The sequence below is a fragment of the Roseateles sp. genome, assembly GCF_049240545.1.
Taxonomy (GTDB): Bacteria; Pseudomonadota; Gammaproteobacteria; order Burkholderiales; family Burkholderiaceae_C; genus Paucibacter_A.
Map to the genome: position 1 here is coordinate 46689 of NZ_JBMLSK010000387.1, position 13565 is coordinate 60253.

Annotated in this window: 7 protein-coding genes and 1 pseudogene; 2 read left to right on the forward strand and 6 right to left on the reverse strand. The window is 60.8% G+C overall.

The annotated features are described in order from the left end of the window. Nucleotides 1-161 precede the first annotated feature (161 nt). The 3 genes from ACOVRJ_RS23395 to pseB are packed head-to-tail and all read right to left on the reverse strand — an operon-like array spanning nt 162 to nt 3216. A complete protein-coding gene (locus ACOVRJ_RS23395) occupies nt 162-1010 on the reverse strand; it encodes an aldo/keto reductase (RefSeq protein WP_422046228.1) in 849 nt (282 codons plus the stop codon). A 26-nt stretch (nt 1011-1036) separates the two neighbouring features. After that, complete coding sequence (gene pseC / locus ACOVRJ_RS23400) at nt 1037-2212, reverse strand: UDP-4-amino-4,6-dideoxy-N-acetyl-beta-L-altrosamine transaminase (protein ID WP_422046229.1); 1176 nt, start codon at nt 2210-2212, stop codon at nt 1037-1039. A 5-nt stretch (nt 2213-2217) separates the two neighbouring features. Beyond that, nucleotides 2218-3216 carry a UDP-N-acetylglucosamine 4,6-dehydratase (inverting) gene (gene pseB, locus ACOVRJ_RS23405; RefSeq protein ID WP_422046230.1) on the reverse strand — a complete coding sequence of 333 codons (999 nt, stop codon included), beginning with the start codon at nt 3214-3216 and terminating at the stop codon, nt 2218-2220. A 295-nt stretch (nt 3217-3511) separates the two neighbouring features. Between pseB and ACOVRJ_RS23410 the strand changes: the two genes are divergently transcribed. Next, nucleotides 3512-4441, forward strand: a complete 930-nt coding sequence (locus ACOVRJ_RS23410; protein WP_422046231.1) for a WxcM-like domain-containing protein — start codon at nt 3512-3514, stop codon at nt 4439-4441. Continuing rightward, nucleotides 4407-5549 carry a DegT/DnrJ/EryC1/StrS family aminotransferase gene (locus tag ACOVRJ_RS23415; protein ID WP_422046232.1) on the forward strand — a complete coding sequence of 381 codons (1143 nt, stop codon included), beginning with the start codon at nt 4407-4409 and terminating at the stop codon, nt 5547-5549. Before ACOVRJ_RS23410 ends, ACOVRJ_RS23415 begins: the two co-directional genes overlap by 35 nt. On the opposite strand, the gene ACOVRJ_RS23420 is transcribed toward ACOVRJ_RS23415, so the two are convergent. From ACOVRJ_RS23420 to ACOVRJ_RS23430, 3 genes and pseudogenes are all read right to left on the reverse strand, one after another. Beyond that, entirely contained in the window at nt 5546-6049 is a 504-nt protein-coding gene (locus ACOVRJ_RS23420) for an acyltransferase (RefSeq protein ID WP_422046233.1), read from the reverse strand. The two genes, ACOVRJ_RS23415 and ACOVRJ_RS23420, sit on opposite strands and share 4 nt — an antisense overlap. Before the next feature lie 134 nt (nt 6050-6183). Further along, nucleotides 6184-11493, reverse strand: a complete 5310-nt coding sequence (locus ACOVRJ_RS23425) for a hypothetical protein (protein ID WP_422046234.1) — start codon at nt 11491-11493, stop codon at nt 6184-6186. 210 nt (nt 11494-11703) lie between these two features. Beyond that, nucleotides 11704-13565 (reverse strand): annotated as a pseudogene (locus ACOVRJ_RS23430) (hypothetical protein); the annotation flags it as partial.

Consider the following 13565-nt stretch of genomic DNA (forward strand, 5'->3'; position numbering starts at 1 on the left):
AGTATCGGCAATCCAAGCCCGTCCATGGGCGGGAGTTGAAGGGTGAATGATGGGCAATTTCCCGTCCTGATCGCACTGCGCTGGTGCCGCTGCGACTGCTTTGCGGTGCAGGTCAGCAGGTCTGCAGAAGCCGGCTCCGGCGTGACCGTTGCGGTGCGCTGTTAGGACTTGGGCCAGACCCGCGGATCGAAGACTTGGGGATCGTCGCTTGCCAAATCGGGCCAGTGCAAAACCTGGGCTTCCCGCCAGGCTTGGTGGATCTCGCGCCATTGATCGAGGCTCTCAACCCCCACCACGCAATGGGCGACCCGGGGCAGATCTTTGACCACGCCGAGGGCGGCCACCGCCGGCGTCAGCCGAGCTTGTGTGCATTTGGCTTCCCAGGCCTGAAGGGCTTTTGTAGCCGCTGGGACTCTGCGGGCGCCCGCTTGCGATTGCAGCAGCAGGCCTTGCAGAAATGCAGAGCGCAGGTGCAACTCCACACCGTCCAGCGCAGGCATCTGGCGCAGGCGCTGGTCCAAAGCATTGCCGGGCAACTGTGCAATCTGGATATCGAAGCGACTGCGAAGCTCGATCAGCTCTTGCGGCGCATAGCAAGAGACGCCAAGCCGCACGGTGCTGCCGGCCAAGGCTAGGCGTGCGGCCTTCCAAAGTGCGTCGCCATCGCTGGAGAGCAGATCGGCAGCGCTGTGAAAGAGCAGGGCATCGAGTTGCTCACCCAAGGCTGACACCGAGCCTTCAATGCTGCGGAGCAGGGCCTGCGTTTTCTCAGGTCCACTCAGTGGGCCTAAAGGCCGGATCTTGCTGACGATGCGAAAGGGTCGCTTGTCGCAAAGGCCGCGCAAGCGGCTTTCGATATCGCCGTAGCTGGCTGCTGTGTCGAGCAGGCGCACGCCATCGTCCCAGGCTTGCGCCAAGATGCTGGCCGCCACTTCTGGCGTCACCTGATGACCTGAGCCGACGGCGCCATAGGCCAGACCAAACTGAACCGTTCCCAAACTTAGCTGCATGGCTTGGGCTGAAGAAGCGGCGGCTGTCATCGGGGCAAAGCGGCTTGCAAGCAAGCCAGGACCCGGTCTTGCTCCGCATCGCTCATACCAGGGAAGAGCGGGAGGGAAATGGTCTGGGCGTAGTAAGCCTCGGCGGCCGGGAAGTCTCCGGCTGCAAAGCCCAGAGCCCGGTAGTAGGGTTGAAGATGGATGGGGATGTAGTGGACTTGTACACCAAGGTTTTGCGCTTTCAGGCGGGCAAACACCGTGGCGCGATCGGCCCACTGCGGCCCCGGCAGCAACTCGACCGAGTACAGATGCCAGGCGGAGCGGCGTCCTGGCATGCGAGGAGGGAGGCGCAAGGGCAGATCTTGTAGCAAGTGGTCATAGCGTTCGGCCAGGGCCTCGCGGCGCTCTTGCATCTGCGGCAGGCGTCGCAGCTGCGAGCGACCCAGCGCGGCTTGCATCTCGGTCATCCGGTAGTTGTAGCCCAGGCTTTGCTGCTCATAGACCCACGGCCCTGCGGGCGCCTCAAGCATCTGGGCCGGGTCCCGCACCATGCCGTGCGAACGCAGTGTTTGAATGCGGGTCGCTAACTTGGGGTCTCGGCAGCACACCATACCGCCTTCCGCCGTGGTGATGACCTTGACGGCGTGAAAGCTGAAGACGCTGGCATCGGCCCAGTCGGAAGCCATCATCTTGCCATCCAAGCTTGCGCCGGTGGCATGTGAGGCATCTTGCAACAGCGCAAAACCATAGTCGTCCGCCAAGCGGCGTAGGCCCGGCCAATCGCAGGGCAAACCAGCGAAATCGACGGCGATCACCAGCTTGGGCAGGCGCTTCTCGGCTTGAGCGTGTTCCAGCTTGCTCGCCAGTTCGCTCAAGCTCATTTGGCGTGTGTGCGGATCAATATCAACGAAATCAATCTGTGCACCGCAATACAGCGCACAGTTGGCGCTGGCCAAAAAGCTATTGGGCGTGGTCCAGACGAGATCGCCGGCGCCAACGCCCAGCGCCAAACAAGCCAGATGCAGTCCGGCGGTGGCATTGCTCACCGCGATCGCATGGGGCACGTGGTGAACAGCGGCAAACTCGGCCTCAAAACCAGGGACTTCTTCGCCCTGGGTCAGGAAGTCAGAGCGCAGTACTTTCAGTACCGCTGCAATATCGTCGTCGTTGATGTGCTGCCGGCTGTAGGGCAAGACTTTGTCGAGTTCACTCATGGGCGTCAGTTCGGCACCTGTTCCTCGATCAGTCGGCGGAGTTGCTCGACGCTGAGGAAGTCGCTATTGGTTCCACTGTTGTAGGCGAAGCCGGGCTCCACCCGCTTGGCGCCCGTGCTTTCGCAGTACTGATCCATGGTGTAGTGGCCACCGCTAGGTAGGATGGCGAAGTAACGGCCCAGGTCAACGGTCTGGTAGCTGTCACTTTCTGTGATCATTTCCTCGTGGATCTTCTCGCCGGGGCGAATGCCCACGATCTCCTGGCGGCAATTGGGGGCCACTGCTTCAGCCACATCAGCGATTCGATAGCTGGGAATCTTGGGCACAAAGATCTCGCCGCCCAGAGCGTTTTCCAAAGCCCACAAGACCATTTCCACACCGTCCTGCAAGGAGATGTTGAAACGGGTCATGTTCGGGTCTGTGATGGGCAGCACACCGCTGGCGCGGCGCTGTTGAAAGAAGGGAATCACCGAGCCCCGGCTGCACATCACATTGCCGTAGCGAACCACCGAGTACTTTGTGGCGCGGGTGCCGCGAATATTGTTGGCTGCAATGAAGAGCTTGTCGGAGCATAGTTTGGTAGCACCGTACAGATTGATCGGCGCGGCGGCCTTGTCGGTCGAGAGGGCAACGACGCGTTCGACCTGATGATCCATGCAGGCTTCGATCACATTCTGCGCCCCCAAGATATTGGTCTTGATGCATTCGAAGGGGTTGTACTCCGCGGCCGGGACTTGCTTGAGCGCCGCCGCGTGGATCACGGTGTCAATGCCTTCCAGCGCGCGCTTGATGCGCGAGGCATCCCGTACATCGCCCAAAAAGTAGCGGATGGCCTGGTAATCCCGCTCACTCCAACGCTGCGACATTTCATATTGCTTGAGTTCGTCGCGCGAAAAAACCACCAGCCTTTTGACATCCGGGTAACGCTTGAACACGGTGTCGACAAAGGCCTTGCCGAACGAGCCGGTCGCTCCGGTTATAAGGATGGATTTTCCGTTGAGCATGGTGTGTCGATAGTGGTTTGACGAGGGAACTCAGGCCGATAACCTGGGCTTGGATGAGACTTTCGCCCGACTTGAGGGTGTGTGATCCTGGAAAAAAGCTAAGTCTGTCACACTATTTCGCCGCAACGGCTGCCCCGAGTCGTCATCGCCAGTCTTGTTGCGATCTTCTGTCTTTGCCGCAAATTGGAGGCTGGCGATAACCCCAGATTTCAGCATATTGGCGCGAGCGGGCTGCTGTTAGGCTAGCGTCGATATGCACTCTCTTGAAACGCTCATGAGTTCTACAACGCCGCCCATGATTCATGCCAAGGCATTGGTGGAGAGCCCGTCTATCGGCGCGGGCTCCCGTGTCTGGGCTTTTGTACACATCCTGCCGGGAGCACGCATCGGGTGTGATGCCAATATCTGCGACCACGTCTTCATCGAGAACGATGTGGAAGTGGGGGATCGGGTCACGATCAAGTGTGGCGTGCAGTTATGGGATGGCGTTCGGGTCGAAGATGATGTCTTCATTGGCCCGAACGTGACTTTCTGCAACGACGCCTTTCCGCGCAGCAAGCAGCGTCCCGAGCAGTTTGTGCAGACTCGGGTGCGCAAGGGCGCCAGTTTGGGAGCCAACGCCACTTTGCGTCCCGGCATCACCATCGGCGCCCATGCCATGGTCCAGGACGGTGCGGTGGTGACTCGTGACGTGCCGCCCTATGCCATCGTCGCAGGCAATCCCGCGCATGTGGTGGGTTATGTCGATGCCATCCATCCAGCCAGTGAGGCGGCTCAGCCGGGTGGGGCTGCATCTTCGGGTTTGCCCGAGCCGCTGCAGGTGCCTGGCGCTTCTCTCATCCAGCTGCCTCAAGCCATGGATATGCGGGGCTCGCTGTGTGTGGGAGAAATCGGCAAGCAACTGCCTTTCACCCCGCAGCGATTTTTCATGGTTTATGAGGTCCCCAGCCGTGAGGTGAGGGGAGAGCATGCCCACAAGCTTTGCCACCAATTCCTGGTTTGTGTGAAGGGCAGCGTCAGCGTCGTGCTGGATGATGGTGAGCATCGCGATGAGTTGCTCTTGGACAAGCAGCACCTGGGCTTGCACATTCCGCCCATGGTCTGGGGCATACAGTACCGCTTCAGCGCCGATGCGGTTTTGTTGGTGCTGGCCTCGGATCTTTATGACCCCCACGATTACATCCGCAGTTATGACGACTACCTTGCCGCCCGCGGTCGCGCCTGAGGGGCTTGCGCCGCTGCCTTTTTTGAACCTGCAGCCCGCGTATTTGGCGGCCCAGGCTGAGATTGATGCTGCCTTGCTGCGGGTGGCACGCAGCGGCTGGTTTTTGCTAGGCCAGGAGTTACAGGCTTTTGAAGCGGCCTATGCGCAAAGCGTTGCGGCGCCCGGCTGTGTGGGCGTGGCCAATGGGCTTGATGCGCTGGCTTTGTCTTTGCAGGCCTTAGGCGTGGGCCCGGGGGACGAGGTCATCGTGCCCTCCAACACCTATATCGCCACCTGGTTGGCGGTCAGCCAATGTGGCGCGCAGCCCGTCCCGGTGGAGCCCGATCCCCTCAGCTACAACCTCGACCCTGCTCGCATAGAAGCGGCCATCACGCCGCGCAGCAAGGTGATTCTGCCGGTGCATTTGTATGGCTTGCCAGCAGAGATGGATGCAATCCTGGCCATCGCGCGACGCCATGGTCTCAAGGTCTTGGACGACTGCGCCCAAGCCCATGGCGCCCGCTATCGGGGCCGGGCCGTGGGCAATCTCGCGGATTTGTCGGCCTGGAGTTTTTATCCCGGCAAGAACCTTGGCGCGATGGGTGATGGGGGTGGGGTGACCGGGGCCGATGCCGCTTTGTTGGACCAGTTGCGTGTGCTGCGCAATTACGGCTCCAGAATCAAGTATCACAATGAAGTGAAGGGGCGCAATTCGCGTCTGGATGAGATCCAGGCCGCCGTGTTGGCGGCCAAATTGCCTCACTTGCAAATCCAAACCGAAGAGCGGCGCCATATTGCCAGCCGCTTGCTGGACGGTTTGGCGGGCTTGCCGCTGCAATTGCCGACGCCACCGGCCGCCCATCTGGAGTCGGCTTGGCATTTGTTTGTGGTGCGGCATGAGGCAAGAGATCGCCTGCAGGCCGAACTGAGCCGGCAGGGGGTGGGCAGCTTGATTCACTACCCCGTACCACCGCATTTGCAGCCTGCTTATGTGGAACTGGGTTATGGCGAGGGCGACTTTCCCGTCAGTGAGGCCATGCACCGCGAGGTGCTGAGCTTGCCGCTTTGGCCGGGCATGAGTGAGGCGGAGATTGATCGGGTGATTCAGGCGGTGCGGGCCAGCGTTTAGCCCGCGTCTGTTGGCCCCCAGGGTGATGGTGCGGGACCTCGGCTACGTGCGGGATTGCCCACCCACAGCTCACCGGCCGGGACATCGCGTGTGACCACGCTGCCGGCTCCTATCATGGCGCCGGCGCCAATGCGAACGCCGCCCAAAATGGTCGCGTTCGCGCCGATCGAGGCGCCGCGCTCCAGCGTGATGGTTTGAAATTGGGCCGGATACTGCCGCGAGCGAGGCGTGCGATCGTTGGTAAAGGTGGCGTTGGGGCCGATGAAGACATCGTCTTCGACCCGGATGCCGTCCCAGAGTTGGACGCCGCTTTTGACGGTGACCCGGTCGCCGAGTTCGACCTCGTTTTCGATCAACACTTGAGCGTTGATATTGCAGTCGGCGCCAATACGGGCTCCGGCCAAGATCACGCAGAACTGCCAAACGCGTGTGCGCGGGCCAATGGTGGTGCTGGCCACATCGGCCAGGGCGTGAATCTGGGGGGCGTCGCTTTTGCTCATGGTGTAAGCATAACGAAACAAGCCCAGCCAATTTGCCGGTTCAAGCGCCGGGTCAGGGCAGGATTTGGTGCGGAACTTGGCGGTGAGTGGCCGCTCAGGCCCAGCGAGTCTGTAGCTTGCTAGGCCCGGCAACGCTAAAGCAAAGGCAACCAGGGATCTTCTTCGTCATTGGGGCCGCGCCTGTGGAAGGGCGGGTGCCGCATGACGCCGGGCTCTGCCTCGACGGCTCGCGTCGCTTTTGGCGCCAAGTCAGCCAACTCCGGCAGCACTTGATCGGGGGCAAGCAGCAGGTCTCCGAGCTCTGGCAGCGGTGGCTTGCTACTCGCCTTGGCAGGCTCGACGGTGGGGTTCGATTCAGATGCATCAAGCGATTCGCCCCCCTCAGTTCTTGCCTTGGTGAACCAAACGTCCGCCATGGCGTGCTCGCTGCCGTCTGCTTTGGTATAGCCAGAGACGAGGCCGATCAGATTGCCGGCATCCATTTGATCGCTCTTTTGAGCCTGCAGGTCCAAAGAAACAATGCCGAGTTCGCTCAGATTGAGCAGTTCCGCCGCAGCACTCAAGCCATCTCGATTCTGGTCCACCCAGACGCGCAGCTCAGCGAATGCGGCGTCCTGGGTGTCAATCTTGCCGTCGGCATTACCGTCCAGGCCGCGCAAAGCCGCATAGCCATCGGCCGCGCGCATGCCGGTCGCGAGCTGCACCCCGCTGCCAAACAGCTCGGCGCCATTGTCGATCTTGCCGTTGTGATTGCGGTCCATGGCCAACAGACCGTCGACCCCATCGCTCCAGCCCCATTGCTGCTGTTTGCCGGTCGCGTTGAGGTCGAACTGCACACCCTGGGCGGCGGCTGTGGTGCGAACGCCATTGCCGTCCAGATCCAGCATGATGGGCGTGGCCGCGAACATCGCGTCGACCTGCTGCGGACTCATGGCAGCGATCTGCTCAGAACTGAAAGCCCGTATCTGGTCCATTGACAAGGCCGCGATGTCCTGCGACTCCAATCCTGCAATCTGCTCCGTCAGCAGCGCTTGGACTTGCGCCGTACTCCAGCTACGGAGCTGGGCCGAACTCATGGCCGCGATGTCTTGAGTTTCCAGGGCTTGGATTTGCTCTGTTTCCAGCGCCCTGATCTGGCGGGTACTCAGGCCTGCCACCTGCCAGGTCTCGAGAGCAGCGATGTCTTGAGACTCCATCAAGCGAATCTGCGCACTGCTGAGCGAGTTGAGTTGTTGCGTCAGCAGGGAGCTGAATTGCTCTGAAGTCAAAGCCTCGAACTGCGCGGTGGTCAGCGAGCGCAGCACTGCCGTGCTCAGTCTGCTGATGTCTTCGGTTTCAATCACCGCCATTTGATCGGTGCTCAGACCCCGAAGCTGCTGACTGCCCAAGGCGGCCACCTGCACGCCCGATAAAGCGACGATGGCTTCCGTCACCAGCGCGCCAATCTGGATGCTGCTGAAGGCACGCATCGTCTCGCTGGCGAAAGCCTCCATATCGCTGCTGGACAACAACGATATGTTTTGAGTGCTGAGACGGGCTAGTTGAGCACTGCTGAGTGCGGCGACTTGCTGGGACCCCAGCGCATCGAAGGCTTCAGTGCTCAGCACGTTCAAGGCGAGAGACGAGAGCGAGCGGATTTGCTGCGTGCTCAGGCCCTCAACTTGCAGGCCCGAAAGACTACGAACCTGCATGGTCGTCATGCCGGCCAAGGCGCTGGTGCTCAGGCTGTTCAACTGGCCCGCGCTGAGTGCACTGATGTCTTCGCTCGCCAGTCCGCGAATCTGCGCGCTGTTGAGCAGGCTGAGTTGCCCGGTTTCCAGCAAGGCGAACTGTTCGCTCGCCAACATGCTGAACTGGCGCGAGCCCAGGCCTCGAATCTGTTCCGAAACCAGGCTGTTCAGTTGCTCGCCAGACAATAGTTGCAGCTCTTCGCTTTCAAGCGCGCGCAATTGGGCTGTGCTCAGGGCTGTGATTTGGTGCGTACCCAGCGCCTGCACGGCCTCACTGCTCAGGTTGCCAACTGCTTGGGTCCCGATGGCACGAACCTGCTCGCTGGAGAGGCCTTGAATCTGCAGCCCGTCAAGGGCACGAATTTGCCCGCTGCTCAAAGCCTGGATCGACTTGGTGCTCAGGTGTGCCAGTCCATCTGGCGTCAACAGGGCAAAATCCTCGCTGCCTAGCCCAGCCATCTGTGTCGCTTGCAGTGCGCCGATCTGCGACGCCGTCAGGGTCATGATCTGTTCAGAGGCCAAGGCGTCCAGGGCTGCCGTTGACCAGCCCCGCAAGGCCTCGCTGCTGATCGAGGCGATATCGCTGAGTTCAATCTTGCCAATCTGCTGGGCGCTCAGTGCATTGAGTTGAACCGAGCCCATCGCCGCCCATTGCGCTTCCGTGAGTGCGACCAAGTCCTCGCTTTGCAGCCCCCGCACCTGTTCGCTGCTGAGGGACTGCAACTGCTGGCTGCTGAGCGCGGCGAACTGTTCACTTTGGAGTTGTTGCCACTGCGAACTGCTCAACTCACGCAAAGCCTGGGTCTTGATGGCGGCCAGGCCTTCGCCGGTGATGGCGATGAGTTGTGCGCTGTCCAAGGTGCGCAGTTGTTCCCCGCGCATGAACTCAAATTGCTGGGGCAAGAGTTGGGCGATCTCGTCGGTGCTGATGGCCGCCAACTGGGTGGAACTGAGCGTGCTGAACTGGGCGCTGCTCAACTGCACCAACTCTGACACGCTGAATGCGGCGAATTGCTGCGTTGACAGGGCCCGCAAGACGTTGGTGGACAAGGCGGCCAAATCATCCGCCGCGATCGCCATGATCTGCTCGGAGCTCAGCAGCGCCAACTGAGCCGTGTTCAAGGCTCTCACCTGGGTGCTGGTCAGCCCCGTGAGATTCTCGGCGCTGAGTGCAGCCAACTGCCTGGCACTCCAGGCGCCGACGCCGCGCGAGCCAAGCGCTTGAACGTCGGCCTGCTCCATGACTGAAATCTGCAGGGTGCTCAATCCTTGCAACTGCCTTTCACTCAGCGCGACGAACTGTTCCGTCAGCATCAGTTGGATGGCGTCCGTGCTGAGATGGCTCAGTTGCTGGCTGCTGAGGGCACTGATCTGCGCGGTGCTCAGGGATACAACCTGACCCAAATCTAGATTGGCCAATTGGCTCGAAGTCAGGCCGCGAATGGCGGAGGTGCTGATTGCCAGCAGCGCGTCCGGCTGCAACGCCCAGATCTCGTCGGTACCGAGATTGGCCAGTTGTTGTGAGCTCAGCAAGGCCATTTGCCGGGAGGACATCAAGGCCCACTGATCCACCGTCAGGGCATCGACCTGAGCGGTCGAGAGTGCGCGTAAGCCGGCGCTTCCCAGGGCGTTGAGCGCTTGCATGCTCAACTCGTCGATGCGATCCGCGCTCAGACCAGCAATTTGCTGGGATCCCAGAGCAGCCCACTGCTCGGTGCCAAGGATGTTGAGTTGCTCGATCAGCAGGGCTGAGAACTGCTTGGAGCCCAGGGCCTGCAATTGGCGCGAGCTCAGCATTTGCAACTGAGTTTCGGTCAGTTGCAGCAGCTGCTGATCCTGCAATCCACGGATGGCACTGGTGCTGAAAGCCTGCAAGGCCTCGCTTCCGATCTGTACAAACTGCTCCGAACTCAAACTCGCGATCTGTGAAGAACTCAGGGTCGCGGCCTGGCTGCTGGTCAGCACCTTCAGTGTTTCGGGGGCCAAAGCGGCCAGTTGGGCGCCGGTGAGCGTTCGGAAAGCTGCGGTCGAAATCGCAGCAAAGTCCTCGCTTTCAATATTTGCCAGTTGACTGCTGGAGAGGGCCTGCAATTGCCTGGAACCCATCGCAGCAAACTGCTGGGTGCCCATCAGATTGATCTGTTCGCTGCCCAGCCACTGGATCTGCTCGCTGCTCAGCGCTCGGACCTGGGCACTTGACATGCTTTGCAACTGGGCTCCAGTCAGCGCCCCCAGTTGTGAACTCCCAAGCGAGAGCAAGGCGCCGGTGCTGATGCTGCGGAAATCCGCGGTCTCGAGCAAACTGAGTTGTGTGGTGTTCAGCGCCGCAATCTGGATCGAAGTCAGTGCAGAAACCTGAGATGTCTCCAGTGCGCGCAATTGCTCAGCACTGAGGGCATTGAGGGCATTGCCGCTGAAAGCCCGGATGCCTGCGCTGCTGATCGCGGCCAGATCCTGGGTCTCCAGGGCGACGATTTGGCGTGTGCCGAGGCCGCTGAGTTGCGCCGTGCTGAGGATGCGGAACTGCTGGGTGCTCATCGCCTGCAGATCCTCGGTGTCCAGCGCCGAGAACTGGCGCGGGCTCAGGGCTGCAATCTGGCGGGTCCCCAGCACCGCGACTTGTTCGCTGGACAGGCCTTGCAAGGCACTGACCGTGAGGCCACGAATCGCGCCGGTTGACAGCGCGGGCAGCGCATCGCTGGTCAGCACCTGCAACTGCTCGGACTTCAGTCCGCTGGACTGCGCAGAACTTAGAACGCTGAGTTGCGAAGCACTCAAGCCCACCACTTGATGGGTTTGCAAAGAACCAAACTGTTTGGCGTTGAGTCCCAACAAGGCCCTGGGGCTCAATAGTTCGAGGTCACTGACGCTCAAAACGCCAAGTTGTCCGCTGCTGAAACTCCTGAGCTGTGCGCTGCTCAGTGCTGCGATCTGATCATTGCCAAGTGCATCGATGCCCTCGCTGCCCAAGCTTCGGATTTGCCCGGTGCTCAAGGCTCGAATCTGCCCGCTGCCAAAAGACTGCAGCAGCTCGGGTGGCATGCTGCGCAAGGTGCTGCTGTTGAGTGCGCGGATGGCGGAGGAGGACAGATTCTGCAGCGCTTCAGGGGCCAGTGAGGCCAGCAGCGTTGGCGTCAGGGCGATCCCATGGCTGCCATTCAGACTGCCGATTTGCTCCACCGTCAAGGCGGTGAACTGCTCGGGGGCGAGCGAAGCCAATTGATTGCCGGAAAGGCTTGCGATGAACTTGGTCGTCAGTGCACTGAACTCGGTCGGCGCTATGACAGACAACAGACTGTTGGGCAGGGACTTTGCCTGCTTGGTGTCCAGCGAAAGCAGTTGTTCGACGTTGAGTTGCTCGAATTGCTCGGGGCGAATGCCAGGAAACTGCTTGGACTGCAGGGCCCCGACTTGCTCGGGGGTGAGTTGGGCAAATTGCTCGACGCTCAATGCGCTCAGGTGAGCGGTACTGAGGCCTTTAACTACGGCGGGACTGAGTGCCTGCAGGTCTTCAATCTCGAACGCAGCCATCAGCGCAGCCGGTATGGCCTTGAACACACCGGGCTTCAGCGAGAGTGCCTGCTCATAGCTCAGCGCGGCTATGTGCTCCGCAGTGAACTGTGCCCACACGGCAGCGCTGAGCTTGGCAAGAGCCTGTGTGCTCAGTTGAGCCAACTCTTCAGGGCTTGGCGGTGTGGGTGCGGCGGTGGCCATGGCTTACTTTGTCCGTTCAGGCGAGGGCCGGCAAGTGCAGCGAAGTAACAGAAAGTGTTGAGCCCAGCATCGACCGCCGCTCTGTGCGAGCTTGCGTTCGGCTGGGTTGGTGTTGGTGCGGAGCGAGCTAGGCCGGAAATCCTTTCTCTTGGTGTTTGAGCGCACCGGGCGCATCTCGCAAGATGCGCCCGGTGCAGGCCTCGATCAAGCTTAGATCAGCGGCAACTGACGCGTCAGGTCATCGTCATCACCTGGCGTCTTGGGTTTCACCAAGGCCGGCCCTTCCAAAGGTTGCGTGCTCAGTTTGTCGGCGCTTGGTGCGCCTGGCAGCGGCACCTCGTTGGGCGGCACCAGCACTTCACTGAGGTGCAATAGCTTGCCATCTCCGCCGGTGACAGCCATTGGTGCGGTCGTCGAGGCGGCTTGACTGTTATCGCGGCTGAACCAGACATCGGCCATGTCATGCGTCTTACCGTCTGTTGTCTGATAGCCCGAGACCAGACCGATCAGATTGCCGTTGTTAACCGCTGTCGAAGCTTGTGCGTTCAGATCCAGGCTGGCGATGTGCAAGGAGCCGAGAGACTTCAGCTCACCGTCCTGGGTGATGCCGTCACTGTTGCGGTCGACCCAGACCTGCAGTTGCGCAAAGTCCTTGTCCTGGGCATCGAGCTTGCCATCATGGTTGCTGTCCAGGGCAGCCATGGCGACATAGCCGTCCTTCGCTCTTGATCCGTCAGCCAAGCGAGTGCCTTCGCCGAAGAGCTCCTTGCCATCATTGATCTTGCCGTCGCCGTTCAGGTCTCGAACCAGCATGCCGTCGTTCCCGCCGACCCAGCCCCACTTCTGCCAGACACCCATGCCCAAGAGGTCGTAGGTCACGCCCTTCTCGGCGGAGATGGTCTCCACGCCGTTGCCGTCCAGATCCAGGATGATCGGCGAAACCTGAGCCGGGATCAGTGCGTTGACCTGTTCGCTGCTCATGGCGCCGATGGCCTCGGTGGTGAAAGCATTCGCTTGCGCCATCGACATCTTGCTGATGTCCACCACCTCGATACCGACCACTTGCTCGGTGGTGAAGGACCGGATCTGCTCGGTGCTCAATGAAGAGAACTGAGCGGTGGTCAAAGCCTTGATGTCATCAGTTTCCAGGGCTCGGATTTGCTCGCTCGAGAAGCCTCGCAAGGCGGCCGTGCTCAGGTAAGTGAAGTCGGTGCTTTCAAACGCACGGATCTCGTTCGAGGTCAGCGTTCCCAGTTGTGCTGAGGTGATGGCGCTCAATTGCATCGTGCCCAGGCTGGTCAGCTGATCTGACTGAAGCGCCGCGAATTGCTCCGTGTCGAAAGATCGGATCTGCGCGGTGGTCAGCGCATTCAGGTCTTCAGTCTCCATCTTGCCGACTTGCTCGGAACTCAGTCCCAAGATCTGTTGGGTGCTCAGGGACTGGATCTGTGCCGTGCCGAAGGCATTGAATTGGTCCGTCGACAGGAACTCCATGCTCTCGGACGCCAGACCCCGCAGTGCGGCGGTGCTCAGTTTGGACAGGTCCTCGGTTTCCAGCGCCTTCAGCTGCTCGGAGCCGAGCACAGACAGTTGTGCCGAGCTCAGAACTCGCGCCTGATCGGTGGTCAGCGCCTTCAGGTCCGCCGTCTCCATGCCATCCAGCTGGGTGGTGGTGAGGGACTGGATCTGGGTGGTGGTCAGGTCTTGAATTTGCTCCGTGGTCAGGGCGTTGAGCTGTTCGGTGCCCAGCGAGCGCAGTTGTCCGGTGGTGAGTGCGCGCAGGTCGTCACTCTCCATCTTGGCCATCTGCTCGGTGCTCAGGCCTCGGAGCTGTTGGGTGCCCAGGGACTGGATCTGTGCCGTGCCCAGGGCATTGAGCTGATCGGTCGCCAGGAAGCCAATGTTCTCGGAAGCCAGGCCACGCAGGGTCGCCGTGGTCAGTGCAGCCAGATCCTCGGTTTCCAGCGCCTTGAGCTGCTCGGAGCCAAGTACGGACAGCTGTGCCGAGGTCAGGGCGCGGGCCTGTTCGGTGCTCAGGGCCTTCAGGTCCGCCGTCTCCATGCCATCCAGCT

Coding starts and splice junctions, on each gene's coding strand:
- ACOVRJ_RS23395 (WP_422046228.1), bottom strand. CDS start 1,010: ATGCAGCTAAGTTTGGGAACGGTTCAGTTTGGTCTGGCCTATGGCGCC.
- pseC (WP_422046229.1), bottom strand. CDS start 2,212: ATGAGTGAACTCGACAAAGTCTTGCCCTACAGCCGGCAGCACATCAAC.
- pseB (WP_422046230.1), bottom strand. CDS start 3,216: ATGCTCAACGGAAAATCCATCCTTATAACCGGAGCGACCGGCTCGTTC.
- ACOVRJ_RS23410 (WP_422046231.1), top strand. CDS start 3,512: ATGATTCATGCCAAGGCATTGGTGGAGAGCCCGTCTATCGGCGCGGGC.
- ACOVRJ_RS23415 (WP_422046232.1), top strand. CDS start 4,407: ATGACGACTACCTTGCCGCCCGCGGTCGCGCCTGAGGGGCTTGCGCCG.
- ACOVRJ_RS23420 (WP_422046233.1), bottom strand. CDS start 6,049: ATGAGCAAAAGCGACGCCCCCCAGATTCACGCCCTGGCCGATGTGGCC.
- ACOVRJ_RS23425 (WP_422046234.1), bottom strand. CDS start 11,493: ATGGCCACCGCCGCACCCACACCGCCAAGCCCTGAAGAGTTGGCTCAA.